Source organism: Streptomyces sp. NRRL F-525, from assembly GCF_000716605.1.
GTDB lineage: Bacteria > Actinomycetota > Actinomycetes > Streptomycetales > Streptomycetaceae > Streptomyces.
The window spans coordinates 121,632-147,408 of record NZ_JNXE01000011.1 but is presented as its reverse complement, the minus strand read 5'-3'; the positions used below and the strand labels follow the sequence as shown (position 1 = coordinate 147,408).

Annotated in this window: 24 protein-coding genes; 17 read left to right on the top strand and 7 right to left on the bottom strand. The window is 71.3% G+C overall.

Annotated elements, in window-relative coordinates:
• The first annotated feature begins 106 nt into the window (after positions 1-106).
• Both ddaH and OO69_RS18165 read left to right on the top strand, forming a co-directional pair.
• Positions 107-883 carry a dimethylargininase gene (gene ddaH / locus OO69_RS18170; protein ID WP_033281714.1) on the top strand — a complete coding sequence of 259 codons (777 nt, stop codon included), beginning with the start codon at positions 107-109 and terminating at the stop codon, positions 881-883.
• Positions 884-1,098: 215 nt separating this feature from the next.
• Positions 1,099-2,073 carry an acyl-ACP desaturase gene (locus tag OO69_RS18165; RefSeq protein WP_033281713.1) on the top strand — a complete coding sequence of 325 codons (975 nt, stop codon included), beginning with the start codon at positions 1,099-1,101 and terminating at the stop codon, positions 2,071-2,073.
• Positions 2,074-2,187: 114 nt separating this feature from the next.
• Here OO69_RS18165 and OO69_RS18160 read toward each other — a convergent pair whose 3' ends face one another.
• Positions 2,188-2,433: a WhiB family transcriptional regulator gene (locus tag OO69_RS18160; RefSeq protein ID WP_199810972.1), complete on the bottom strand. Its 246-nt coding sequence runs from the start codon at positions 2,431-2,433 to the stop codon at positions 2,188-2,190.
• Between the two features lie 273 nt (positions 2,434-2,706).
• On the opposite strand from OO69_RS18160, the gene OO69_RS18155 reads away from it, so the two are divergent.
• Positions 2,707-3,498, top strand: a complete 792-nt coding sequence (locus OO69_RS18155) for a VOC family protein (RefSeq protein ID WP_033281797.1) — start codon at positions 2,707-2,709, stop codon at positions 3,496-3,498.
• 100 nt (positions 3,499-3,598) lie between these two features.
• Here OO69_RS18155 and OO69_RS18150 read toward each other — a convergent pair whose 3' ends face one another.
• From OO69_RS18150 to ligD, 3 genes are all read right to left on the bottom strand, one after another.
• Entirely contained in the window at positions 3,599-4,645 is a 1,047-nt protein-coding gene (locus OO69_RS18150) for a LacI family DNA-binding transcriptional regulator (protein ID WP_033281711.1), read from the bottom strand.
• A 134-nt stretch (positions 4,646-4,779) separates the two neighbouring features.
• A complete protein-coding gene (locus OO69_RS18145; protein WP_033281710.1) occupies positions 4,780-5,709 on the bottom strand; it encodes an ornithine cyclodeaminase family protein in 930 nt (309 codons plus the stop codon).
• Between the two features lie 4 nt (positions 5,710-5,713).
• Positions 5,714-6,817, bottom strand: a complete 1,104-nt coding sequence (gene ligD / locus OO69_RS18140) for a non-homologous end-joining DNA ligase (protein WP_051801089.1) — start codon at positions 6,815-6,817, stop codon at positions 5,714-5,716.
• A gap of 75 nt (positions 6,818-6,892) precedes the next feature.
• Between ligD and OO69_RS18135 the strand changes: the two genes are divergently transcribed.
• Both OO69_RS18135 and OO69_RS18130 read left to right on the top strand, forming a co-directional pair.
• Positions 6,893-7,957, top strand: a complete 1,065-nt coding sequence (locus tag OO69_RS18135) for an ATP-dependent DNA ligase (RefSeq protein ID WP_033281709.1) — start codon at positions 6,893-6,895, stop codon at positions 7,955-7,957.
• A 169-nt stretch (positions 7,958-8,126) separates the two neighbouring features.
• The gene (locus OO69_RS18130) at positions 8,127-9,131 is read left to right on the top strand and encodes a DUF3048 domain-containing protein (protein ID WP_033281795.1); all 1,005 of its coding nucleotides are present in this window, start codon (positions 8,127-8,129) and stop codon (positions 9,129-9,131) included.
• A gap of 88 nt (positions 9,132-9,219) precedes the next feature.
• Here the strand turns inward: OO69_RS18130 and OO69_RS18125 are convergent, their stop codons facing one another.
• The gene (locus tag OO69_RS18125; protein ID WP_033281708.1) at positions 9,220-9,684 is read right to left on the bottom strand and encodes a MarR family winged helix-turn-helix transcriptional regulator; all 465 of its coding nucleotides are present in this window, start codon (positions 9,682-9,684) and stop codon (positions 9,220-9,222) included.
• A 210-nt stretch (positions 9,685-9,894) separates the two neighbouring features.
• Here OO69_RS18125 and OO69_RS18120 point away from each other — a divergent pair, with 210 nt between their 5' ends.
• The 7 genes from OO69_RS18120 to pcaD are packed head-to-tail and all read left to right on the top strand — an operon-like array spanning position 9,895 to position 16,363.
• Positions 9,895-10,650 (top strand): CoA transferase subunit A, encoded by a 756-nt coding sequence (locus tag OO69_RS18120; RefSeq protein ID WP_033281707.1) that lies wholly within the window; start codon positions 9,895-9,897, stop codon positions 10,648-10,650.
• The gene (locus OO69_RS18115; protein ID WP_033281706.1) at positions 10,650-11,294 is read left to right on the top strand and encodes a CoA transferase subunit B; all 645 of its coding nucleotides are present in this window, start codon (positions 10,650-10,652) and stop codon (positions 11,292-11,294) included. The genes OO69_RS18120 and OO69_RS18115 overlap by 1 nt, the downstream gene beginning before the upstream one ends.
• Positions 11,291-12,493: a thiolase family protein gene (locus tag OO69_RS18110; RefSeq protein ID WP_033281705.1), complete on the top strand. Its 1,203-nt coding sequence runs from the start codon at positions 11,291-11,293 to the stop codon at positions 12,491-12,493. Before OO69_RS18115 ends, OO69_RS18110 begins: the two co-directional genes overlap by 4 nt.
• Positions 12,494-12,531: 38 nt before the next feature.
• Positions 12,532-13,305, top strand: coding sequence for a protocatechuate 3,4-dioxygenase subunit beta (gene pcaH / locus OO69_RS18105; RefSeq protein WP_033281704.1), 774 nt, complete (start codon positions 12,532-12,534; stop codon positions 13,303-13,305).
• 6 nt (positions 13,306-13,311) lie between these two features.
• Entirely contained in the window at positions 13,312-13,917 is a 606-nt protein-coding gene (pcaG, locus tag OO69_RS18100) for a protocatechuate 3,4-dioxygenase subunit alpha (RefSeq protein WP_033281703.1), read from the top strand.
• Complete coding sequence (gene pcaB, locus OO69_RS18095) at positions 13,914-15,248, top strand: 3-carboxy-cis,cis-muconate cycloisomerase (RefSeq protein WP_033281702.1); 1,335 nt, start codon at positions 13,914-13,916, stop codon at positions 15,246-15,248. Before pcaG ends, pcaB begins: the two co-directional genes overlap by 4 nt.
• A complete protein-coding gene (pcaD, locus tag OO69_RS18090; RefSeq protein WP_033281701.1) occupies positions 15,245-16,363 on the top strand; it encodes a 3-oxoadipate enol-lactonase in 1,119 nt (372 codons plus the stop codon). Before pcaB ends, pcaD begins: the two co-directional genes overlap by 4 nt.
• 204 nt (positions 16,364-16,567) lie before the next feature.
• Here pcaD and OO69_RS18085 read toward each other — a convergent pair whose 3' ends face one another.
• Positions 16,568-19,252, bottom strand: coding sequence for an ATP-binding protein (locus OO69_RS18085; RefSeq protein ID WP_033281700.1), 2,685 nt, complete (start codon positions 19,250-19,252; stop codon positions 16,568-16,570).
• Positions 19,253-19,409: 157 nt separating this feature from the next.
• Between OO69_RS18085 and OO69_RS18080 the strand changes: the two genes are divergently transcribed.
• The 3 genes from OO69_RS18080 (at position 19,410) to OO69_RS18070 (ending at position 23,005) form a co-directional block, all read left to right on the top strand.
• On the top strand, positions 19,410-20,786 hold the full coding sequence (locus OO69_RS18080) for an MFS transporter (protein WP_033281699.1): 1,377 nt from the start codon (positions 19,410-19,412) through the stop codon (positions 20,784-20,786).
• Positions 20,707-21,861: an anhydro-N-acetylmuramic acid kinase gene (locus OO69_RS18075; RefSeq protein WP_033281698.1), complete on the top strand. Its 1,155-nt coding sequence runs from the start codon at positions 20,707-20,709 to the stop codon at positions 21,859-21,861. Before OO69_RS18080 ends, OO69_RS18075 begins: the two co-directional genes overlap by 80 nt.
• A 94-nt stretch (positions 21,862-21,955) precedes the next feature.
• Positions 21,956-23,005, top strand: a complete 1,050-nt coding sequence (locus OO69_RS18070; protein ID WP_033281697.1) for a DUF2510 domain-containing protein — start codon at positions 21,956-21,958, stop codon at positions 23,003-23,005.
• 166 nt (positions 23,006-23,171) lie between these two features.
• Here OO69_RS18070 and OO69_RS18065 read toward each other — a convergent pair whose 3' ends face one another.
• Positions 23,172-23,795: a TetR/AcrR family transcriptional regulator gene (locus OO69_RS18065; RefSeq protein WP_033281696.1), complete on the bottom strand. Its 624-nt coding sequence runs from the start codon at positions 23,793-23,795 to the stop codon at positions 23,172-23,174.
• A 224-nt stretch (positions 23,796-24,019) separates the two neighbouring features.
• Between OO69_RS18065 and OO69_RS18060 the strand changes: the two genes are divergently transcribed.
• Together OO69_RS18060 and OO69_RS18055 are read left to right on the top strand one after the other, a co-directional pair.
• Positions 24,020-24,814 (top strand): phosphatase PAP2 family protein, encoded by a 795-nt coding sequence (locus OO69_RS18060; protein ID WP_033281695.1) that lies wholly within the window; start codon positions 24,020-24,022, stop codon positions 24,812-24,814.
• Complete coding sequence (locus tag OO69_RS18055) at positions 24,811-25,776, top strand: membrane protein (RefSeq protein WP_033281694.1); 966 nt, start codon at positions 24,811-24,813, stop codon at positions 25,774-25,776. Before OO69_RS18060 ends, OO69_RS18055 begins: the two co-directional genes overlap by 4 nt.
• Position 25,777 lies beyond the last annotated feature (1 nt).

Sequence of the window (25,777 nt, the reverse complement as noted above, 5' to 3'; positions counted from 1 at the left end):
CAGCCTCACGTGAGGGGTTTTGTCGGCACGGACGGGTGACGCATGATGGCCAACCGGTGCCCCGACAACGGTGCCGAAACGATCCCGCCGATACGGAGTCCCGCTCGTGCCCAGCAAGAAGGCCCTCGTCCGCCGCCCCAGCCCGCGCCTGGCCGAAGGGCTGGTCACGCACGTCGAGCGGGAGAAGGTCGATGTCGAGCAGGCCCTCGAGCAGTGGGAGGCGTACACGCACGCGCTGCGGGTGCACGGCTGGGAGACGATCGAGGTGGATCCGGCCGACGACTGCCCCGACTCCGTGTTCGTCGAGGACGCGGTGGTCATGTACAAGAACGTGGCGCTGATAGCCCGGCCCGGTGCCGAGTCCCGGCGCGAGGAGACCGGCGGGGTCGAGGAGGCGGTGGCCCGGCTCGGCTGCTCGGTGAACTGGGTCTGGGAGCCGGGCACCCTGGAGGGCGGTGACGTCCTCAAGGTCGACGACACGATCTACGTCGGCCGGGGCGGCCGGACGAACGCGGCCGGCATCCAGCAGCTGCGGGCCGTGTTCGAGCCGCTCGGGGCGCGCGTGGTCACCGTGCCCGTGAGCAAGGTGCTGCATCTGAAGTCGGCGGTCACCGCGCTGCCCGAAGGGACGGTGCTCGGGCACATACCCAAGGTGGACCGGCCGTCGCTGTTCCCGCGCTTCCTGTCGGTGCCCGAGGAGGCCGGCGCGCATGTGGTGCTGCTCGGCGGCGACAAGCTGCTGATGGCGGCGAGCGCGCCCAAGACGGCCGACCTGCTCAGCGATCTCGGCCACGAGCCGGTCGTGGTGGACATCAGCGAGTTCGAGAAACTCGAAGGATGTGTGACGTGCCTCTCGGTCCGACTCCGGGATCTGTACGCCTGAACGGGTGACAAAACCGCCCGTTCGGCGCCGGGACCTGCGGTCCTGCGACCGTACGGGATTCCCCGGCAATACGGCCTGAACAGCGATCTTTACAGCGTCCTTAACCTACGGTCACGTAACCTACGGTTTCGTAGCCTACGATTCCGTAAGTTGCACAGGTCCCGGCACCGCTCGCCGGTTTGTTCAGTTTTGTACGACGTCCCCCTGGAGTCCCCGTGACGATCACTTCCCCGCACCTCGGCAGCCCCGCAGTCTGGACCGACGCCAAGCTGCTGTACGCGTTGGAAGAAGTCGTCGAGACGGAGCTCAACCGGCACCTCAAGGTCACCAAGGACTGGATGCCGCACGAGTACGTGCCCTGGAGCGACGCCCGGAACTTCCCCGGCTTCTTCGAGGACGGCGAGGCCTGGGGCAAGGAGCAGTCCAAGGTCACCGAGATCGGCCGGATCGCCCTCGTCGTGAACCTCCTTACGGAGGACAACCTCCCCAGCTACCACCACGAGATCGCCTCCCTCTTCGGCCGCGACGGCGCCTGGGGCACCTGGGTGCACCGCTGGACGGCGGAGGAGGGCCGGCACGGCATCGTCATGCGGGACTACCTGCTCGCCTCCCGCGCGGTCGACCCGGACAAGCTCGAGGCGTTCCGCATGCAGCACATGAGCGAGGGCTTCGAGTCGGACAACCGGCACTCGATGCTGCACTCCGTGGCGTACGTCGCCTTCCAGGAGCTGGCCACGCGCGTGTCGCACCGCAACACCGGCCACCAGTCGGGCGACCCGGTCTGCGACCGCATGCTGGCCCGCATCGCGACCGACGAGAACCTGCACATGGTCTTCTACCGCAACCTCCTGAAGGCCGCGTTCGAGCTCGCCCCCGACCTCACCATGCAGGCCGTGCGCGACGTCCTCGTCAACTTCCGGATGCCCGGTCACGGCATGCCCGGCTTCGAGCGCTTCGCCGCGCAGATGGCCATCGGCGAGGTCTACAACCTGCGCATCCACCACGACGACGTCATCCAGCCCGTCCTGCGCTTCCTGAAGGTCATGGAGATCGACGGCCTCGGCCCCGAGGGCCAGCAGGCCCAGGAGGAGATCGGCCTCTACATGGGCGGCCTGGACTCCGAGGCGTCCAAGTTCGACGAGAAGCTGGCGACCCGCAAGGCCCGCATGGCGGCGCGCGCCAGCGCCTGACGGACCTCGCGTCCGTACGCGAGCGAGGACTTCGGGGCTGTCGGCCGTACCAGGCCGCCGGCCCCGTTCCGCTGTCGCCGACCGGATCGCCGGTCGGCGATCATCAGTCGGCGGTCAGCGTGAGGTGCGCCGGATCTCCAGCCGTTCCTTCTCCGACAGCCCGCCCCACACCCCGAAGCGTTCGTCGTTGTCGAGGGCGTACTCCAGGCAGGCCGAGCGGATCGGGCACATGCCGCAGATCCGCTTGGCCTCCCTGACGGAGCTGCCGGGTTCGGGGAAGAAGAAGTCCGCCCCGGTCTGCGCGCACAACGCCTCCTGCTGCCAGTCCAGGTCGGGCGAGGTGATCGTGTCGATGTGCATGGCCAGGATCGTGCCGGTCGGCGAAAAACGTTCGATCAACGTGGGATCAACGCCGCGCTCCGGGGCCTCCGGCCACCCCGATGGTGGCGCCGCGCCCGCACCGACGCACGGCGGCGCGCGGAACCGGTGTGAAAACACGGAGAACTTCAGCGGTCACCGAGGGTAACCAACGCCGTATCCGCGAACCGCTGCCGTTGTGCGGCAGCGATTGTCAGTGGGCGGTGCAAGACTCGGCGGTGCAGAGAACGGGCCCCTTCAACGAGGAGGGCAATGATGCTCACCACCCGTTTCGTCAACGGCGCTCCCAACTGGCTGGACGTCGGCTCCCCCGACATCGACAGCGCCATCTCCTTCTACGGCGGTCTCTTCGGCTGGCGGTTCCAGTCGGCGGGACCCGAGGCCGGCGGCTACGGCTTCTTCCAGCTCGACGGCAGGACGGTCGCCGGCGGCATGCCCCTGCCCGCCGAGCACGACGCGTCCGCCTGGACCGTGTACTTCCAGAGCGCGGACGCGGAGGCCACGGCCAAGGCGGTGGAGCAGGCGCACGGCGCGGTCCTGTTCCAGCCGATGGACGTGTTGGGCCAGGGCCACATGGCGATCCTCAGGGACCCGGCGGGCGCGGCGTTCGGCATCTGGCAGCCGGGTCAGATGAAGGGTGTCGACGTCGTGGGCGACCCCGGTTCGCTGACCTGGGTCGAGCTGTACACACCCGATGTCGCCGCGGCGGCCGCGTTCTACGACGCCTCACTCGGTCTGGAGACCTCCGCCGCGCCCATGCCGGGCGGCGACTACACCTGCCTCAACGCGTCCGGTGCCGGTGAGGACGCGATGTTCGGCGGGGTCGTCCCGCTCGACTTCGACCCGACCGGCGCGGCCTCGGGGGCGTACTGGCTGGCGTACTTCGAGGTCGCCGACGTGGACGCGACCGTGGCCAAGGCGCTGGAGACGGGCGGCAAGGTCACCATGCCGGCCACCAGCATGGAGGGCGTCGGCCGCATGGCCCAGCTCACCGATCCGCACGGCGCCCGCTTCGCCGTCATCAAGAGCGAGGCTCCGCAGGACTGACGGCCCCGAGTCAGCGGGCCGGCCGGCCGGCGAGTCAGCGGCCAACAGGCCGGTCCCACACGGACGTACGGGCCCGGCACGGCTCACGCCCGGGCACCGCTCACGCGGAGGCGCGGTGGACCAGTGTGGTCGGCAGGATCACGCTGGACGGCGCGCCTCCGATGCCGTCGCGGACGCCCCGGCGGTCGAGGCCGCGCAGCAGCAGGCGGGCCATCAAGCGGCCCATCTCCTCGATGTCCTGGCGGACCGTCGTGAGTGGTGGTTCGGTCTGTTCGGCGACCGGCAGCATGTCGTCGAAGCCGATCACCGCCACGTCCTCGGGCACCCGCAGCCCCTCCTCGCGCAGCACCTTCATGGCGCCGTACGCGGTGAGGTCGTTGGCGGCGAACACGGCGTCCACGTCGGGGCAGTTGTCGAGGAGCTCCCGCATCGCGCGCTCACCGCCGCCCGGGGTGAAGTCGCTCTCCACGATCAGCCGCGGATCGACGTCGACCATGACGTCCCGGAACCCGTCGAGCCGGTCCACCGCGGAGGTCTGGTCGAGCGCGCCGGTGATGTGCGCGATCCGGGTGCGGCCGAGCCCGACGAGGTGCCGTACGGCCTCACGGGCACCGCCCCGGTTGTCGCAGTCGACGTACACCGTGGGTCCGGACGCGCGGGTCCCCTCGCTCCAGCCGGGCCGGCCGCCGAACACGGTCGGGACACCGGCCCGTTGGATCAGTCCGGGCAGCGGGTCGTCGAGGTGCAGGGAGAAGACGAGCGCGCCGTCGACATGGCCACCGGCGAGATACCGGCCGACACGGGCGTGGTCGTCGCGGCCTTCCGTGAGGAGCAGCACGAGTTGGGAGTCGTGGGCCGTCAACTCCTTGCTGATACCCCGGAGTTGCATGGCGAAGAAGGGGTCCGCGAAGACACGGGTCTCCGGTTCGGCGATCACCACGGCGATGGCGTCGTGCCGCTTCGTCACCAGGCTCCGGGCGGCCTGGTTGGGGACGTACCCGAGTTCGTCCACCGCCTGCCGGACCCGTTCGACGAGCGATTCCCGCACCCCGTCCCCGCCGTTGACCACCCGGGAGACGGTGGCCCGCGACACCCCCGCCCGCGCGGCCACGGCCTCCAGCGTGGGGCGCGGTGCTGTCTCGGTCACGTGTGGACCCCTCCTCGATGATGCGGATCAGGATAGCCGCGGCGGAACCCGATGGTGAGAGCGCTCCCAATACGCGCTCCCCATACCGCTCCCCCTGCCGAGCGCACCCTCGTCGACCTCGACCGGTCCTCCCCTCACCCCAGCAGATCCACCCGCCGCCCGACCCCGTCCCGCTCCGCCCGCTCATACGCCAGCCACGCCAGCGCCAGGTCCTGCCACGGCAGCCCGACCGGCGCGTAGACAGAACGCGCACCGGCATCGGTCCGCCCCGGGTGGTCGCCGCGCAGGACGTCGCCGAGCGTGGTGTCGATGTCCGTCGGGGTCAACGCGCCCACGGACTCGACCAGTTGGCGGTCGTCGACGACGACCAGCGCCGCGTCCAGCAGGTCGGCGGCGAGTTCCCGCTTGCCCGGCTCGTCGGCGCCCAGGCTGGTGAGGTGCTGTCCCTCCCGGGTGTCCGCGAGGAACAGCAGCGGGGTGCGGGACCAGGTCGCCAGCAGGACGATGTCGGCGGCCGCGGCGATCTCCTTCGGGGAGCCCAGGACCCGGCCGCCGTGTCGTACGGCGAATTCCGCCGCGCGCTCCAAGTCCGTGTCGTGGACGACCAGTTCGCCGTACGACCGCAACGCGCTCAGCCCCCGCACCATCAACTCGGCCTGCGCGCCCGCACCGACGACCCCCACCACCGCACCCTCCGCCGACCCCGCGAGGGCATCCGTGCCCAGGGCGGCCGCCAGCCCCGTACGCCACGCGGTCACCGTCGCCGAGTCCAGCAGCGCGAGCAACTCCCCGTCCACGCCGCTGTGCAGGCAGAGCACGCCTCTCAACGCGGGCCGCGCGTCGGGGAACTTGGCGTTGACCTTCACGGTGTAGGCCTCGATGCCGGGGAGCAGTCCGGGCATCAGGGCGGTGGCCGTCCCGGGGAACGGCAGGTCGGTGCGCACCCGTTGGCCCGGGATCGCCACCGGGGCCCCTACGGCGAGGAAGCCGGCCCGCAGCGCGGCGAGGCAGGCCGAGGGTTCCAGCAGGGCGCCCAGATCGCTCCGGGTCAGCAGGCGAGTCATGCGTTCATGATCCGTCGGAAGCGGAGTCGGTGCCCGAGTCGGCGGCGGGGTACCCGGCGGAGCCGGCAGCGGCATCTGGGCCTGGATCCGGGGCAGTTGAGGCCTTCTTCGCCCTGCTCGGCTGCACCCGCTTCGGCTCTCCCGGCATCTTCGGATACTCCGGCGGATACGGCAGATCCCCCAGCCCGTGGTCGTGTTCGTCGCGGCGGGCGAGTTCGAGGAGGGCGTCCAGGGAGTAGCGGTGGTCGTCCATGTCGGCGTGCACGTCGCCGAGTTCGGCGAAACGGGCCGGCATGGTCGCGAGGTCGAAGTCCCGGGGGTGCGCGGTGCCGACCTCGTCCCAGAGGAGCGGGGCCGAGACCGGGGCGTGCGGGCGGGGCCGTACGGAATAGGCGGAGGCGATGGTGCGGTCGCGGGCGGTCTGGTTGTAGTCGACGAAGATGCGCTCGCCGCGCTCCTCCTTCCACCACTTGATGGTCACCTGGTCCGGCATCCGGCGGGCCAGCTCCCGGCCGACCGCGATGGCCGCGCGGCGGACCTGGGTGAAGGTCCAGCGCGGTTCGATCGGCACGAAGACGTGCAGGCCGCGTCCGCCGGAGGTCTTGGGGAAGCCCCGCAGACCCCCGAACTCGTCGAGTACGGCGCGGAGTTCATGGGCGGCTCGGACCGCGTCGTCGTAGTCCGTGCCGGGCTGCGGGTCGAGGTCGATGCGGAGTTCGTCGGGGCTGTCGACGTCGGCGCGGCGGACCGGCCAGGGGTGGAAGGTGAGCGTGCCGTACTGGGCGGCCCACAGGACGGCGGCTTCCTCGGTGGGGCACATCTCGTCGGCGCTGCGTCCGCTGGGGAAGGTGATGTGGGCGGTCGGGATCCAGTCGGGCATGTTCTTGGGCGCCCGCTTCTGGAAGAAGTTCTCGCCCTCGACCCCGTCCGGGTAGCGCTCCAGGGTGGTGGGGCGGTCGCGCAGGGCGCGGAGGATTCCGGGGCCGACCGCGATGTAGTACCGGGCGAGGTCCAGCTTGGTGAAGCCGCGCTCCGGGAAGAAGATCTTGCCCGGGCTGGACAGCCGTACGGTCCGGCCGCCCGCCTCCAGTTCCACCGCTTCGCCCATGCGAGCCACCGTAGGCCCGGCGCAGGGACATCGCACACCGGGCGGCGAGCGCCGCACGAGCGCAGAATCGGAACCATGGATCTGCCGGTGATGCCACCCGTGAAGCCCATGCTCGCCAAGTCGGTGGCGAGGATTCCGCCGGGCATGCACTACGAGGCGAAGTGGGACGGCTTCCGGGCGATCGTGTTCCGTGACGGCGGAGAGATCGAGCTGGGCAGCCGTACCGGAAAGCCGCTGACCAGGTACTTTCCCGAACTGTTCGAGGCGCTGAAGGAGCGGGTGCCTGAGCGCTGTGTCCTGGACGGGGAGATCGTGATCGCACGGGACGGCCGGCTGGACTTCGACGCACTGAGCGAGCGCATCCACCCGGCCGAGTCGCGGGTGCGGACGCTGGCCGAGCGGACCCCGGCCTCCTTCGTCGCCTTCGACCTGCTGGCCCTGGCCGACGAGTCACTGCTGGACGTCCCGCTCGGCGACCGCCGGGCGCTCCTCGAACGGGCACTGTCCGAAGCGACCGCACCCGTGCACCTCGCCCCCGCGACCACCGATATCGACGTGGCTCAGCGGTGGTTCGAGCAGTACGAGGGCGCCGGACTCGACGGTGTCGTCGCCAAGCCGCTGGACCTGCGCTACCGCCCGGACGAACGCGCCATGTTCAAGATCAAGCACGAGCGGACCGCGGACGCCGTCGTCGCGGGCTACCGCCTCCACAAGAGCGGCCCCGTCGTGGGCTCACTCCTTCTCGGCCTCTACGACGGCCAGGGCACCCTGCAGCACGTGGGCGTGTCCGCCGCCTTCACCATGAAGCGGCGCGCCGAGCTCATCGAGGAACTCGCGCCCCTGCGCATGGACGACCCGGCCGGGCATCCGTGGGCGGCCTGGTCGGAGGAGGCCGCGCACGAGTCGGCCCGGCTGCCGGGCGCCCCGAGCCGCTGGTCCGGCAAGAAGGACCTCTCCTGGGTACCGCTCCGGCCGGAACGGGTGGCCGAGGTGGCGTACGACCACATGGAGAACGGCGCGCGCTTCCGGCACACGGCGCGTTTCCGCCGCTGGCGCCCCGACCGCACGCCCGAGAGCTGCACGTACGCGCAGTTGGAGGAGCCGGTCAGCTACGACCTCGCGGAGATCCTCGGTCCGTAGAAGTCGCGGGATTCCCGGGACGCCCGGAACCCTCCGGACTGACCCCCTCCACATTTTCCAGTGAGCCGATCGGCTCAATCAACGCGCACAATCACAACCGAGCGGGTATGGCCACCAATGAACTTATAAGCGCACAATCGAAAACACAGACTTGGTGGCAACGGTGGGCATGGGACGAAGGACGCCTGAGCGGCGCGGCGCGAGAAGAGCGGCGCTGCTGGCCGCCACGATGACAGCCTCCCTGGCGGTGGGCTGCACGGCACATCACGGCAGCCCCGTCGACGACGGACGCGGACAGACCCGGCCCCCGACACAGACCCCGGCCCAGAGCCCGAGCACCGGCGGCACGGTCGCGCCCGCCACCGGCCCCCTGCTCGCGGTGAAGATCGACAACGTGCCCGCGGCCCGCCCCCAGACCGGTCTGGACTCGGCGGACATCGTGTACGCGGAGCAGGTCGAGGGCGGGCTGAGCCGGCTGATGGCGGTGTTCGCCACCAAGCTGCCCAAGTCCGTCGGGCCGGTGCGCAGCGCCCGCGTGTCCGACCTGGAGCTGCTTCGCCAGTTCGACGACCCGACGCTCGCCTTCTCCGGCGCGCAGCACAAGCTCCTGCCGCTGATCGCCAAGGCCCCGCTGCGATCGGCGTCACCCGACGAGGTGGCCAACGCCTACTACCGGGGCGTCGACAAATCCGCCCCGCACAACCTCTACCTCCACCCGAACAAGCTGCTCTCCTCCGCCCCGGGCGCGGCGGCCCTGACCACCGGCTTCCGCTACGGCTCGGCCCCTGCGGGCGGCAGGCCCACCGCCTCCCGCACCGTGCGCTACCCGGCGGCCCGCTTCACCTTCACCTGGTCCGGGAGCAAGCACCGCTGGCAGATCAGCGAGGACGGCACGCCCACCGTCCTGACCGACGGCAAGCGGCTGGCTCCGGCGACGGTCGTCGTGCAGTACGTGAAGATCCGCAAGTCCAAGTACCACGACGTCCTCGGCAACAACACGCCGTACACGGAGACCGTCGGCTCCGGAAAGGCGGACGTCCTGCGGGACGGCCGCACGTACAGCGTCGACTGGAAGCGCCAAAAGGCCACGGACGGAACGCAGTTCACGACCTCGGACGGAACACCGATGAACTTCGCGAAGGGCCAGGTGTGGGTGGTGTTCGCGAAGTCCTGAACAGGGCCGGCCAAAGCGCGCCCCTTTTTAGGGGCGCGGGGAACTGCGCGACCAGCCCCCACGGACCGCAGCGTAAAAGACGGCCTACCTACCGTTGTACGACGAGGGGCTCCCCAGGATTCCGGAGCCCCTCCGCCGCATCCGACACCCGCTGGATGAGGTCAAAGAAGACCCCCTGCTCCTCTGCGGAGAGCGGCGCCAGAAACACCTGGTTCATCCGAGCCGTCCGCACAACCAGCTTGCGATGGACCCGCACCCCGTCATCGGTGAGCCGCAGCAGAAACCGCCGCCCGTCCCGCGCATCCCGCACCTTGTCCAGCAACCCGCGCCTGATCAGCCGACTGATCACCTCCGCGATGGTGGACCGGTCCAAACCCACCCGCTCCCCCGCCGTGCGCTGGTCGAGCCCCGGCTCGTCGGCGAGCGCGTTGAGCACCGCGAACTGCGGGGAGGTGATCTCCTCGGAGACCATGGTGTTCCACAGCAGATAGTGCGCCTGCTGGAGTCGCCGGGCGAGGTGCCCGGGGTGGGTGGTGAGGTCCACCGCGGCCATGTGCCCTCCCGACGTCATATTCATCCGTGCACTGAACGATACCCGGAGGCCCCGGGGGCGAGTCCAGCCTCGCACACGGTCCTGACCCGGCACTTCTCCCAGGTCTTGACGGCGAGCCCCCACAGTGGCAGCGTGAAGGAAACTTCACCGAAATGCTCAGTGCCCTGAGGATCTGCTCACCGGGCGCTCGAACGGGACGGAGCTTCACGGATGGACAAGGTGGTCGCCACGGCCGACGAGGCCGTGGCCGATGTGCCGGACGGAGCGACGCTCGCGGTCGGCGGCTTCGGGCTGAGCGGTGTGCCGAACGTACTGATCCAGGCCCTCTACGAGCGCGGTACGACCGGCCTGGGCGTGGTCTCCAACAACTGCGGGGCGATGGAGTCCGGCCTCGCCGTCCTCCTCTCCGCCGGGCGGATCGCACGGGTGACCGGCTCCTACATCGGCGCGAACAAGGAGTTCGCCCGCCAGTACCTCGCCGGTGAGCTGGAGGTCGAGATGATCCCCCAGGGCACCCTCGCGGAGCGACTGCGCGCCGGCGGCGCGGGCATCCCCGCCTTCTACACCCCGGCCGGTGTCGGCACCCAGGTCGCCGAGGGCGGACTGCCCTGGCGCTACGACGGCTCGGGCGGCGTCACGCTCGCCTCCCCGGCGAAGGAGGTGCGGGAGTTCGACGGCACCGAGTACGTCCTGGAGCGCGGCATCCGCACCGACTTCGCCCTGGTCCGCGCCGCGAAGGGCGACCGGCACGGCAACCTCGTCTTCAACAAGTCCACCCGGAACTTCAACCCCCTCGCGGCGATGGCGGGCAAGGTGACGATCGCCGAGGTGGAGGAGCTGGTCGAACCCGGCGAGATCGACCCGGACGCGGTGCATCTGCCCGGGATCTTCGTGCAGCGGGTGGTGGCCCTCACCCCCGAGCAGGCCGCCGACAAGCGGATCGAGCAGCGGACGGTGAGCAGCTGATGGCCTGGACACGCGAGGAGATGGCGGCCCGCACGGCCCGCGAACTCCAGGACGGGCAGTACGTCAATCTCGGCATCGGCCTGCCGACCCTGATCCCGAACTACCTCCCGCCGGGCGTCGAGGTGATCCTCGAATCCGAGAACGGCATCCTCGGCACCGGCCCCTACCCGACCGAGGACCAGGTCGACCCGGATCTGATCAACGCCGGCAAGGAGACCGTGACGGTCCTGCCGGGCGCCTCCTTCTTCGACTCCGCGCTCTCCTTCGGGATGATCCGGGGCGGCCACATCGACGTCGCCGTCCTGGGCGCCATGCAGGTGTCGGCGGGCGGTGACCTGGCGAACTGGGCGATCCCCGGGAAGATGATCACCGGGATCGGCGGGGCGATGGACCTCGTGCACGGCGCCCGCACGGTCATCGTCGTGATGACCCATGTGGCCAAGGACGGCTCCCCGAAGATCCTCACCGAGTGCGCGCTGCCGCTCACAGGCAAGGCGTGTGTGAACCGGGTCATCACCGATCTCGGCGTGATCGACGTGTCGCCCGACGGTCTCGTGCTGATCGAGACCGCGCCCGGTGTGAGTGTCGAGGAGATCGTCGCCAGGACCGACGCGAAACTCACCGTCACGGAAGGCCTGCTGTGAACCCGGTTTACATCGTCGACGCCGTCCGCACCCCCATCGGCAGGTACAGCGGAGGGCTCGCCTCGGTCCGCCCCGACGACCTCGCGGCCCACGCCCTCCGGGAACTCCTCGCCCGCACGCCCGACTTGGACCGGTCCCGCATCGACGACGTCTTCTTCGGCAACGCCAACGGTGCCGGCGAGGAGAACCGCAACGTCGCCCGCATGGCCGGCCTCCTCGCGGGCCTGCCCACCTCCGTGCCGGGCGTCACGGTCAACCGGCTCTGCGCCTCCGGCCTCGAAGCGGTCATCCAGGCGGCTCGCGCGATCGCGGTCGGGGACGCCTCCATCGCCGTGGCGGGCGGGGTGGAGTCGATGACCCGGGCGCCGTACGTGCTGCCGAAGTCGGACCGCCCTTTCCCCGCCGGGCACACCGAGTTGTACTCGACCACGCTCGGCTGGCGCATGGTCAACCCGGCCATGAACCCGGAGTGGACCATCCCGCTCGGCGAGAGCGCTGAGCTGATCGCCGACAAGCACAAGATCGGCCGCGAGCAGCAGGACGAGTTCGCGCTCGCGAGTCACCGGAAGGCGGCAAACGCGCAGGCCGCAGGCCTCTTCGACGGCGAGATCGCCCCCGTCGCCATCCCGCAGCGCAAGGGCGACCCGGTCCTCTTCGCCGCCGACGAGTCCGTACGCGCGGACGCCTCCCTCGCCGCGATGGCCAAGCTCAAGCCGTCCTTCCGCACGGAGAACGGAACGGTGACCGCGGGCAACGCGTCGCCGCTCAACGACGGCGCCGCCGCCCTGTTGCTGGTGGACGAGGAAGGGCTCAAGGCGACCGGCCGCCAGCCCCTCGCCCGCGTGACAGCCACCGGTGTCTCGGCGATCGACCCGCAGTACTTCGGACTCGCGCCCGTCGAGGCGGTCAACCGCGCACTCGCCAAGGCGGGCAAGGGATTTGACGACCTGTCAGTCCTCGAACTGAACGAGGCCTTCGCCGCGCAGGTGCTCGGATGTGTCGCCGAGTGGCCCGAGTTCGACCCGGCGATCCTGAACCCACAGGGCGGTGCCATCGCCCTGGGCCACCCGCTCGGCGCCTCCGGTGCCCGGCTCGCGGGCACCGTCGCGCACCAACTCGCCCGCAAGGGCACGGGAGTTGGCGTCGCCACCCTCTGCATCGGCGTGGGCCAGGGCCTGGCCCTAGTCCTCGAACGCTAGGAACCCGAACGGCAGGAACTCGAACGGCAGGAACCCCCATGGCTCTCACCCAGCACGACATCGACCTCGAAATAGCGGCCGAGCACGCGACGTACGAGAAGCGGGTCGCCGACGGCGCGCCGGTCGAGCACCACCCGCGCCGCGACTACGCCCCGTACCGCTCCTCGCTGCTCCGCCATCCGAAACAGCCGCCGGTCACCATCGACGTCTCGAAGGACCCGGAGCTGGTTGAACTGGCCTCCCCCGCGTTCGGCGAGCGGGACATCACGGAGATCGACAACGACCTGACGCGGCAGCACAACGGCGAACCGATCGGTGAGCGGATCACCGTCTCCGGGCGGCTGTTGGACCGGTCCGGGCGGCCGATCGGCGGCCAGCTGGTCGAGATCTGGCAGGCGAACTCGGCCGGCCGCTACGCCCACCAGCGCGAGCAGCACGACGCCCCGCTGGACCCCAACTTCACCGGTTTCGGGCGGACGTTGACCGACAACGAGGGCAACTACCGCTTCACGACCGTCCAGCCGGGCCCCTACCCCTGGCGCAACCACGTCAACGCCTGGCGCCCGGCGCACATCCACTTCTCGATGTTCGGCACGGCGTTCACCCAACGGCTCGTGACGCAGATGTACTTCCCGAGCGACCCGCTGTTCCCGTACGACCCGATCATCCAGTCGGTGACGGACGACGCGGCCCGCCAGCGCCTCGTCGCGACGTACGACCACAGCCTGTCGGTGCCCGAGTTCTCGATGGGCTACCACTGGGACATCGTGCTCGACGGCCCGCACGCCACCTGGATCGAAGAAGGACGCTGACCCGCCATGACGAAGATCGACACGAGCCGCCCGGAGTCCGTCCTACCGACCCCGTCGCACACGGTCGGCCCCTTCTACGGCTACGCGCTCCCGTTCCCCGGCGGCGGCGACATCGCGCCCGTCGGACACCCGGACACGATCACCGTCCAGGGCTACATCTACGACGGCGAGGGCAACCCGCTGCCCGACGCCTTCGTGGAACTCTGGGGCCCCGACCCCGAGGGCAACCTCTCCACGACCGACGGCTCGATCCGGCGCGACCCGGCCAGCGGCGGCTATCTCGGCCGCAACGGCGTGGAGTTCACCGGCTGGGGCCGCATCCAGACGGACGCCAACGGCCATTGGTACGCACGGACGCTACGGCCTGGCGCTCGCGGCAGGAACGCCCCCTACCTGAGCGCGTGCGTCTTCGCGCGCGGACTGCTGGTGCACCTCTTCACCCGTATCTACCTGCCGGGCGACGAGGCCGCGCTCGCCGCTGACCCGCTGCTGTCCGGGCTGGACCCGGCGCGGCGCGGCACGCTGATCGCCCAGGACGACGGCAAGGGCACATACCGTTTCGACATCCGCCTTCAGGGCGAAGGCGAAACGGTCTTCCTGGAGTTCCAGTGACACCTGCCGACCCGTCGGACACCGGCCTGCTCGCCCCCGGGTGGACCGGCTCCCCCGCCGCGTCCGCGACGAGCGACACCGCGTATCTACGGGCCCTGCTCGACGCGGAGTCCGCCCTCACCCGCGCCCAGGCCGCCCTGGGTCTCGCCCCCGCCGAGGCGGCGACGGCGGTGACGACCGCGGCCGACGCCGACCGCTTCGAGGTACGCTCCCTCGTGGACCGGTCCAGGTCCGGCGGAAACCCGGTGATCCCACTGGTCGCGGACCTGACGAAAGCGGTCGGCGGGGAGTACGGCCCGTACGTCCACCGGGGTGCGACCAGCCAGGACATCATGGACACAGCGACGATGCTGGTCGCGTCCCGCACCCTGGACCTGGTCCTCGGCGACCTGGCGCGCACAGAGCGTGCGCTGTCGGGGCTGGCCGCCGCCCACCGCGACACCGCGATGCCGGGCAGGACGCTCACCCAGCACGCCGTACCGACGACGTTCGGGCTGAAGGCGGCCGGATGGCGGTCGCTGGTACTCGACGCGCGGGACAGGGTGCGTGCAGTTCGATCCGGGCTGCCCGTCCAACTCGGCGGCGCGGCGGGCACGTTGGCCGCCTTCACGGCGTACGGCGCCGAGGACGCACTGGCACTCCCGGATGCCTACGCCCGCGAACTCGGCCTGACGGCACCGCTGTTGCCCTGGCACACACTCCGGACGCCGATCGCCGACCTCGCCGGGTGTCTGGCCTTCGCGGCGGGGGCGCTGGGCAAGGTCGTCGCCGATGTCCTCGTCCTGTGCCGTACGGAGATCGCCGAGGTCTCCGAGGGCAGCGGCGGAGGTTCGTCGGCCATGCCGCACAAGGCGAATCCCGTACGGTCCACGCTGATCGCCGCCGCCGCGCGCCGGGCACCGCAGCTCGCGGCCGTCCTCTACGGCTCGTTGGTCGCCGAGGACGAGCGGCCTGCCGGGGCCTGGCACGCCGAGTGGGAACCGTTGCGGGACCTGCTGCGGCTGGTCGGCGGGGCGGCGCGTGATGCCGCCGAACTGGCCGAGGGGCTGCGGGTGCACCCCGGCGTGATGCGTGAACACCTGGATCTCACCCATGGGTTGATCGTCTCCGAGCGGCTGTCGGCCGAACTGGCGCCGCGGCTGGGCCGGACCCGGGCGAAGGAGCTGCTCACGGAGGTGGCCCGGCGGACGTACGCCGAGGGCCGTCCGCTGACCGAACTTCTCGCCGAGGAGCCCGAGTTGAAGGATCTCGACCTCTCCGCACTCACCGACCCAGCCCGTTACACGGGTTCCGCCGGAGCCCTCACCGACCGCGCCTTGGAGCGACGTTGACCGAGAAACTCCTCAACTTCCGTGCCGAGGGCTCCGATTCCGCGCCCCCGCTGCTGCTGGGGCCCTCGCTGGGCACGTCGTACGCCCTCTGGGACAAGGTCGCGCCCGAACTGTCCGTCACCCACCGGGTGATCCGCTGGAACCTGCCCGGGCATGGTGGTTCGGCGCCCGGGTTGATCGGTCCCGGGGCGACCGTAGGAGACCTCGCGGATCTGGTGCTGGCGCTGGCCGACTCGCTCGGGATCGAGCAATTCGCTTACGCGGGTGTGTCGTTGGGGGGCGCGGTCGGTCTGCACCTGGCCGTACATCACCCCGAGCGGGTCGCTTCGCTCGCCGTGATCTGTTCCTCGGCGCACTTCAACGGGTCGAAGCCGTGGGAGGAACGGGCCGCGCGGGTACGGAGCGAGGGGCTTGGCTGGCTGGTGGAGAGCGCCAACTCCCGTTGGTTCACACCCGGGTTCACCGTCCCGGGGCTGGTGGCCGACCAGGGCGCCGTCGACCCGGCCGCGTACGCCGCGTGCTGTGACGCGCTGGCCGCGTTCGACCTGCGCGAGCGGCTTCCCGAGATCAGCGCGCGGACGTTGGTGATCGCCGGTCGTGAGGATCCGGCGACCCCGCCGGCGCATCTGCGGGAGATCGCGGACGCGGTGGCGGGTTCGGCGCTCGTGGAGATCCCGGGTGCCGCGCATCTCGCCCCCGCGCAGTGTCCGGAGGCGGTTCTCACGGCGCTGCGCGCGCACCTGGGTGGCGGTGCCAAGCGTGGGATGGAGGTTCGGCGTGAGGTGCTCGGTGACACCCACGTGGACCGGGCGCAGGCTCGGCAGACGCCCTTCACCGCCCGGTTCCAGGACTTCATCTCCCGGTACGCGTGGGGGGAGATCTGGACCGATCCAACACTGACGCGGCGCGAGCGGAGCATGATCACACTCACCGCGTTGATTGCACATGGGCACTACGACGAGTTGGCGATGCATGTGCGGGCGGCTCGGCGTAATGGGCTCACGCCGGAGGAGATCGGGGCGGTGCTGTTGCAGAGTGCGGTGTATTGCGGGGTGCCCGCGGCCAACTCGGCGTTCGCTGTGGCGCAGCGGGTGCTGGCCGAGGAGGCCGACTAAAGGGGTGGGGCTGCCTGTTGTGCGTCGTCTGCGGCTACGTCGTGGCTGGTCGCGCAGTTCCCCGCGCCCCTTAAAAAAGCAGGCCCGCCCGTGTCTTTAGGGCGGTCGGAGCTGCGCGCCCTTGAAAGCACAGGCCAGTCCAAGTCTTCAGGGGCGCGGGGAACTGCGCGACCAGCCCCCACCGGCCCGCGGCCAAAAAACGACTCACCGCAACCCCCTCCCCGTCTCCAACACCTCCCGCGCCTGCGCCACCAACCCGTCCGCCCCACACGAACGCGCAAGCGTCAGACCCCTGTTGATCTCCGCCACGGACCTCGCAGCGATCCCGTACTCGACCCGCGCCGCCGCATGCTCGTACTGGCACGGCGAGGACTCCAGGTAAGCAACGGCCTGCGCCGCGAGGCGCACCGCCCGCTGCCCCGTTTCCAGCGACGCGGCACAGCGGAGGGCCTCGCCGATCGCCGTGTCCGTGCCGAAGTGTTCGGCCTGGCGGCGCGCGTCGGAGGCGAGCTGGGCCGCGCGGGTCGGGTCCTCGACGGCGAGCGCGCGGGCGAGGTCGACGGCCCAGGGGACGAGGACCGGGTTGTGATGGCCGCGTACGGTCGCCGCCTTCGCGGCCTGTTCCAGTTCGTTGATGCCGTCCTTCGTGCGGCCGACGGCGAGCAGGAGCCGGCCGCGCACGCAGCGCGGATCGGGCAGCACGATGGTGGACGGGTACGGCGGCGCGAAGCCGTACTGTTCGGCGGTCGCCCAGGCCTCCTCGACATGGCCGCGGGCCAGCAGCGTGTCGACCAGGTTGCAGGTGGCCGACCAGTACAGGGGCAGTCCGCGGCCGACGCGCTCGGCGAGGCGCAGGGACTCGCGCAGCGAGATCTCGGCGTCACGGAGACGGCCGCGCCTGCGGTGGCCGAGGCCGATGTAGGCGTGCGCCAGCGAGAGGTGGCCGCCGCTCCAGCCCGCGGAGACGTACGCGCGCAGGGCTTCGTTGTACAGGCTCTCCGCGCGGTCCAGGCGGTCGGTGTAGGCGTACGCGCTGGCGAGCATCATGAGGATCTCGATGCCCCACTCGGTGTCGGTCCAGCCGAGTCCGGGGGCGAGCCGTCCGTTGACGAGGGCGCGGTCGCAGACCTCGACGACCTCCTCGGCGTTCTCCCCGTGGGTCATGGCGTCGAAGCCGCGCAGGATCAGCAGGGCCCGCTCGGAGTTGTCCCGGCCGGTGCAGGTGCCGGCGAGTGCGGCGAGCCGCTCGGAGCGTCCCGGGGAGATGCCCTCGCCCGCGTGGATGCCCTCCCACATGAACTGCACGGCCTGGAGCCGCATCCGGGCGGCGCCCGGTTCGTACCGGGCGGCCTCCGCCTCGACGGTGCGGACGGCCTCCTCCAGCTGGTTGTTGTGGAGGAGGGCCTGGGAGAGCCGGAAAACGGCGTCCACGCGTGCGTGGCCGTCGAGGCCTGGCATGCCGAGGGCGGTCTGGAGGTGGCCGATGGTGGTGGCGGGCGCGGTGAGCAGGGTGGCGCAGCCCAGTTCGAAGAGCACGTGCGCGTGGGTCTCGGCGAGCGGCGGCTCCAGGAGGGCGCGCTCCAGACAGCGGCGAGCTGCGTCGGGGGCGCCGATGGAGAGGTGTTCGCGGGCTGCCTCGCGCAGCTGCTCGACGAGTTCCTGGTCGTCGTCCGGGTGCACCTTGAGGAGGTGCCGTGACGCGGAGGCGGCGCCGAGTCCGGAGTCGGTGACGACCTGGGCGGCGATGCCGTGCATGGCCGTACGGACGCCGCCCGGGATGGAGTCGTAGACGGCGCTGGCGATCAGCGGGTGGACGAACTCCAGCTCCCCGGCGCCGGCTTGGGACGCGACGGGGTCGGGTGCGGTGAGGATACGGGCGGTGCGGAGCAGTTCGGCGCAGCAGCCCGCCTCCTCGCGGCTCATGGTGGCGAGCTTGGCGACCAGGTTCACGGAGATGCCGGTGCCGAGGATGGCGGCGGCCCAGGCGAACCGGGTGGCCTCGAAACCCAGGTCGTCCAGGCGGGCGACGAGTCCGCCGCCGCGTGCGGAGCGGTTGAGCTCGCGCAGTTCGGTGGCCGCGTCCTCGACGGGTTCGAGGCCGCTGTCCTGCACCTTGGCGAGGAGTTCGACGGTCTCGTACGGGTTGCCGTCGGTGACCGCCCACACCTCGCGGCAGAACGCGCCGTCGGCGTGCGGGCCGAGGGTGGCGCGGGTGAGGCCCGCGGTGGCCCTCGGGGTGAGGGATTCCAGGACGGTGGCCGGGGGTCCGGCCGCGGCGGCGATCGCGTCCAGGTAGCGGGCGCTCTCGCCGCTGACCTCGCCGGGCCTGCGGGCGACCACGAGCAGGACGGACAGGTCGTCGAGGCGTTCGGCGAACGCGGCGAGCCAGCGCAGGGTCTCCTGGTCGGCCCAGTGGGCGTCGTCGACGATCAGGACCAGTGGCCAGACGCGCTTGGCGAGCCGGCGCACCGCGGCGACCAGTCCGTCGCAGACGCCCTGCGGGTCGGGCTGCCGCTCGCCGGGTTCGGTGACGCCGAGGGCGGGGCCCGCGATGTCGTACCAGTCGCCGAGGTACTCGCGGATCTCCTCGGGCATCAGCGAGATCAGGGCGGGCTGCAGCAACTGCCGTACGACGTTGAAGGGGACGGACCTGAGGGTCTCGCCGCCGCGGGCCTGCCAGACCGCGCAGCCGCGTGCCTCGGCGATACGGCGGGTCTCGGCCAGGAGCGCGGTCTTGCCGAACCCGGCCTCGCCGCGGACCATCAGCAGGCTGCCGGAGGACGACTCGTCGGCACGCAGCCGGTCGATCGCCTCCACCACACCGGCGACTTCCTCGTCGCGCTCCCACAGAGAGGCCGAGGCGGCCTCCGGAGGCCGTTCCTCCGTCATCCCGATACCTCCCCAGTAGCCCGAACGACGTACAGCCCTTGAGCGTAGCCGTCCGGATGCCGAAGTGGAGGCCGGTCCGGGGAGCTGTTGCCGCATCGGGTGACGGCGGCTCAGCAGCAGGACTCATGTAGGTGACGAACGGTCAAGAGGCGCTGAAATGAAGGTGTTTTCCGATCATCCCCGGCCCGTCCCGGACAAGCCCGCCGTACGCGCTCTGGTCGCCGGGTCGGTGGGGAACTTCATCGAGTGGTACGAGTTCGGTGTCTACGGCTATTTCGCGACGGTGATCGCGGCGCGGTTCTTCACCCCGGAGGGCGCGGGTGCGGCCGAGGGGCTGGTGCGGACGTACGCCTCGTTCGCGCTGGCGTTCTTCTTCCGGCCGGTCGGCGCCGCCCTGTTCGGCCGGCTCGGTGACCGGGTGGGGCGGCGGCCGGTGCTGATCCTGGTGATCGCGCTGATGACGGGCGCCACGGCGTTGATCGGTGTGCTGCCGACGTACGCGACGGCCGGTGCCCTCGCGCCGTGGCTGCTCACGTTTCTGAGGGTCCTTCAGGGACTGTCCGCGGGCGGGGAGTTCGGGGGCGCGGTGTCGGTGCTGACGGAGTTCGCGCCGCCGGGCCGGCGTGGGCTGTACGGAGCGTGGCAGTCGTTCACCGTGGCGCTCGGGCTGTTGGGCGGGGCGGGGGTCGCGGCGCTGCTGGCGACGATGCTCGACCCCGGTCAACTGGGCGACTGGGGCTGGCGGTTGGCGTTCCTGCTGACGCTGCCGATGGGGCTCGGCGCGCTGTGGCTCCGGCTGCGGCTGGAGGAGACGCCGTCGTTCCGGGCCGGCGCGGTACGGGAGGTGCCGCCCGCGCGTGAGGTGCGTGTCGCGATCGCGCTGGGCGCCGCGCGGGTGATGGGGTGGGCGGCGGCCGGTTACACCTTCCTCGTGGTGCTGCCGTCGTATCTGCAGAGCACGCTGGACGCGAGCTTCCAACAGGCGCTGCTGGCCACGGTGTTGGCCAACGTCGGTTTCGCGGTGACCATCCTTCCGGCGGGGCTGCTGAGCGACCGGGTGGGGCGGCGGCCGGTGATGCTGGCGGGGGCCGCGCTGGTGGCGGCCTTGTCCGTGCCGCTGCTCAATCTCCTTCAGGATGACGGGACTTCGAACACGGTGAAGGGTGCGTGGGTGTTCGGGGCGGGTGCGGTGGTGGGGCTGATGGCGGGGCCGGGTCCGGCGATGCTCTCGGAGATGTTCCCGACGAGCGTGCGCCACACCGGTCTGGGACTCGCCTACGCCCTGTCCAATGCCGTGTTCTCGGGGTGTGCCGGGCTCATCATCACGGAGAGCGTGCGGCGGACCGGGAACGTGGACATCCCCGCGTACTACGCCGCGGCGGCCTGCGCGGTGAGCGTGCTCGCGCTCGCTGTCACCAAGAACCCTGCGGGAGAGGTGAGTCGGGAGGATGCGGATGCGGGTGATCGGGCTGATGTCCGGGACGTCGTACGACGCGATCGACGCGGCGGCGGCCGACCTGAGCCTCGTCGGTGACAGCGTCGTACTGGAACCGCTCGGGATGGTGAGCGAGCCCTACGACGAGGAACTGCGGGAAGCGCTCGCGGCGGCGCTGCCACCGGCCGCCACCACCCTCGCCGAGGTGTGCCGCTTGGACACGCTGATCGGGCAGGTCTTCGCCGCGGCGGCCGTCCGGGCGAACGCCGAACTGTGCGGCGGGCGGGCCGAGTTGGTCGCCTCGCACGGGCAGACCGCCTACCACTGGGTGGAGGGCGGCGCGGTGCGCGGCACGCTGCAACTGGGGCAGCCCGCCTGGATCGCGGAGGCGACCGGGCTGCCCGTGGTCGCCGATTTCCGGCCACGCGACATCGCCGCCGGAGGCCAGGGCGCACCCCTCGTCAGCCTCGTCGACCTGCTGTGGCTGCGCGGCCGCCCGGGCACCCCGGTCGCGCTCAACCTCGGCGGCATCGCCAACCTCACCGCCCCCGACGGCACGGCCTTCGACACGGGACCGGCCTGCGCGCTGATCGACGCGGCCGCGCGGGGCTTCAGCGGCGGCCGGCTCGCCTACGACGCGGAGGGCGCCCTCGCGGCCCGTGGAACGGTCCACGAGCCGTTGCTGGAACGGCTGTCGAGCGAGCCGTACTACACGCTCCCCGCGCCGAAGACCACCGGCAAGGAGCTGTTCCACCTCGGCTATCTCCAGGACGCGCTCGCCGGTCTCGGCACGCTGCCCGCCGAGGACGTCATCGCGACGCTCACGCTCCTCACGGCCCGCACGGTCGCGGACGCGGTCCGGTCGGTCGCCGCGACGGAGGTCATCGCCTCGGGCGGCGGCACCCGCAACCCGGTCCTGATGTCCCTGCTGGCCGCCGAACTGCCGGGCGTCCCCCTGCGCACCTCCGACGAACTGGGCCTCCCGTCCGCCGCGAAGGAGGCCTACGCCTTCGCCGTCCTCGGCTTCCTGACGGCCCACGGCCTTCCTGGAACGGTCCAGGCGAGCACGGGCGCCCGGCATCCGAGCGTGCTCGGGTCGGTGACGCCGGGGCGGCGCGGGCCGGGGCTGCCACCGGCCGCCGAGCACAGTCCCGTACGGCTGGTTCTGGGCTGAGAAGCGGGCGCAGAAACCCTCGGCGCACCGTTGCGCATCGATTCGGGCCGGATCCTCTCATCCCCCTTTCACCGACGCCTCATACGGTAGGGGCATGACGCAGGTGACTCCCCCCGGGTGGTACCCCGATCCCGGGCAGACGAATGACGGTCCCGCCGCCGAGCGCTGGTGGGACGGCAAGGCATGGACGGACCGCACCCGCCCCGCCGGGTCGGGTGCCGAATGGGGTCCCCCGACGGAGCCGCCGTACGGCGGGGCGTACCCGGCGTACCCCGCCGCGCCCCCGGCCGCGCCGCGCCGCAATCTGCGCACGGGCATAGCCGTGGCGGTGGCCGTGGCGGTGCTCACGGCCATCGGTGTCGGCGCCTACGCACTGTCCGGCGACGGCAGCGGGAACGGCACCCAGGCCAACCCGCAGCAGGCGCCGAACGGACAGGGCGGCATCGGCGGCCAGGGCGGCCCCGAGGGGCAGGGCGGCACGGGCGGTTCCGGCGGGACCGGCGGGACCGGCGGCCAGAGCGATCCCTTCGGCGGGTCCGGCGGGACGGGTGGTTCCGGTGGCGCGGGCGGTGCGACGCCCGCTCCCAGCCAGTCGGCGGAGCCGAAGGTGAAGGCCGGCGGCACCGTGGTCGACTCCCTCGACGGCATCAGCTTCACCGTGCCGACCGACTGGTACGGCCAGGTCATCCAGATCGGCGCGCAGGTCACGTCGAACACCTCGTACAAGTGCCCCGGCAACACCTCCCAGACCTGCACCAACGGCGGGGCGTACTCCTCGCCCGCGGTGGTCCTGGGCACGAAGGGCAGCACGGCGGAGGCGGTCGCCAAGGCCGACATCGCCGCCAACGCGAAGGAGTCCTACGGCGGTACGACCTACGGCAGCATCACCTCCCACCAGGTCCTCGCCTCCAAGGCAGTGACCGTGGCCGGGCAGAAGGGCTATCTGGTCCGCTGGAAGGCGGTCACCAGCAAGGGCGCCGACGGCTATGTCGAGTCGCTCGCGTTCCCCTCGCCGGCCAGTACCGGCCAGATCGTCGTGGTCCGCTTCGGTGTCGACGTGGGCCAGAATCAGTCCGTGATCGACGAGATCACCTCGAACATCAAGGTGGCCTCGGGCACCGGCGGCGACGGACAGAAGATCTGAACTCCCGCCGTGGCCACGCCAGTTCCCCGCACACCAGTCGGCCGGGTGGGGCGCCTCTCCGCTCAAGAGGAACCCCACCCGGCCGGGGGGTGCGCGCCGCCCCCGTCCCCACGGTGCGGCGCGAGCAGGTCACCGTCCAGTCATCCCATGGACGGCGGCCTGGTTCTCAGGGTGACCCGGCGAGCCCGAGTGCGGGCAGCACCGCGGCCTCCACGAATCTGACGAGGTAGTCGGGGTCGGCGTAACAGCCCTCCAGGACCGGACGGGCCCGCAGGACGCCGAAGATCTGGGCGGGAACGTACGGCAGGGCCGGATGGTCCGCCGGGATCTCGCCGCGCTCCACACCGCGGCGCAGGATGTCCTCCAGCGCGGCGATCTCGGGATGGACGAGCGCTTCCCGTACCGCCTGGGCGAGTTCGCTGTCCTGGATGACGGCGTGACCGAGTGCCGAGACGAGTTTCGTGTCCTTCGCCGACCAGGCGCCCGCCGCCCGCGCGGCCTGCCTCAGGTCCTCCGCGAGCGAGCCCGTGTCGATGCCGGTGAAGTGCACCCGGCGGTTGGCGCGCAGCGCGGCCGCGACGAACTGGGGCTTGGTCCCCCACTGCCGGTAGAGCGTGGACTTGCTGCACCGGGTGCTGCTGGCGACGCCCTCCATGCTGACGGAGTCGTACCCGCATTCCCGGATCTGTTCGAGCACGGCGTCGAAGAACTCCCGCTCACGCTCCGGCGTGATCTTGGAGCGGCGCGAGGCGGCGACCGTGTCCGGTGCGTCCTCAGCCTGCGACGTCATGGCTCGTCTCCTCGCTCGGTCCACGGACCCGGGGCCCGTTCTCCAGTGTGTCTCGTTTCGCTATCGATACGCCAGTGTACCGGTACTCAGCCGTATCGGTACCCGCCCGTATCGGTACACTGGCGTATCGGAACGAACTCGTACCGATGAGTTCGGGCCGCCGACCGGGTCACAAACCCGGCCAGCACCACCACACGCACCACCGTCAGCGAAGGGGCCGGGGGATGAATGCCCGCACCGAGCCTGCAGAGAAGGGGACCAGCGCGATAGCGCGGCCCCCGCTCGTCCGTGAGCTCCTGCTCGTCGCAGGGCTCTTCCTCGTCTACAAGTTCGGCCGCCAGCTGGCGACGGGCCACACCGGTGAGGCCCTGCACAACGCCCGCCACGTGTGGGACCTGGAACGGACCCTGCGCCTCCCGGACGAGGGCTCGGTGCAGTCGGTGCTGCTGCACAGCGACACCCTCGTGCACCTCGCGAACACCTTCTACGCGACCGTCCACTTCCCGGCCACCGTCGCCTTCCTGGTCTGGCTGTACCTGCGGCGCCCCGCGCACTACGTCTGGGCCCGCCGGGTCCTGGCCACGGTCACCTCGGCCGCCCTCGTCCTGCCCTTCGTGTTCCCCCTCGCGCCCCCGCGCATGCTGGCCGCGACCGGCCTGGTCGACACCGCCAAGGTCTACGGCCCCTCGGTCTACGGCCCGCCGACCAGCGACCACCTCTCGAACCAGTTCGCGGCGATGCCCTCGCTGCACTTCGGCTGGGCCCTGATGGTGGCGATCGGCCTGATCGTCGCGACCCGCTCCCGCTGGCGCTGGCTGTGGCTGCTGCACCCGCTGGTCACCCTGATGGTCATCATCGGCACGGCGAACCACTACTGGCTCGACGCGATCGTGGCCGCCGCCATGCTCGGCATCACCCTCGCGCTGATCCATCCCCCGCACCGCACGGCGACGACCGCCGGGCGCGGCCAGCCCCGACTCGCCGTGGAAGAGCCGGTCCTGGTCGGAGCGGGCCGATGAACGCCACGCTCGTCGCCGTCGTCCTGTCCCTGTTCTCGGCCGTCGCCTACGCGGCCGCGGCCGTGGCCCAGGAGCGGCTGGCCTCTCGCAACTCCGACGCGGGCATGCTGCGCCTGCTCGCCACCGGTTCCTGGTGGTGGACGGTCGTCCTGAACGCGTCGGCCGCGCTGCTCCACGTCGTGGCCCTCAAGTACGGCCCCCTGACCGTCGTACAGCCGCTGGGAGCCCTCACCCTGGTCGCCGCCGTCCCGATGGGCGCGCGGGTCGCCGGGCGGCGGGTCACCCTGGTCGAATGGCGGGGCACCGCCCTCACGTTGCTCGGCCTGTCGGCCCTGCTGATCACGGCGTCGGGCCCGCAGCCCGACCAAGTCCTCACCGTTCCCCAGGCGTTGGCGGTCGCGGGCGCGACCTCCGCCCTGATCGGCCTGCTGGCCCGCCGCGGCGCGAAGCCCGGTCTACGGCACGCCTCGGCGTCCGGTGTCGCCTCGGGTGTGGCCTCCGCGCTCACGCAGACCGTGACGGTCGCGGCGACGGACCGTTCGGGTCCGCTGCTGAGCATGCAGGTGGTCGGAGTCGCCCTGCTGGTCGCGGTGTTCGCGGCGGGCGGGCTGCTGCTCTCGCAGACCGCCTACCGGGGCGGTCTCGGCGCCCCGCTCGCGGTGGTGACCCTGGCGAACCCGGTGGCCGCCGCGGCGATCGGCCTCGCGCTGCTGGGCGAACGCCTCCAGGGCGGCGCGGCCGGAATCATCCTCGCCCTGGCCGGAGCCGGAATCGCGTCCTGGGGTGTGGTCCTGCTGACCCGGGTGACACCCGCCGTACCGCTGCCGCACGCGTACGACGACCACGATCACCCCGTGGCCGCCGTCCTGGCGCTGGAACCCCAAACGGCCTCCGCGGAACCGGCGTTGCTGCCCCGGCAGCCGGACCGGAAGTCCGCGCCGGGGCATCTCACCGCACTGTGAT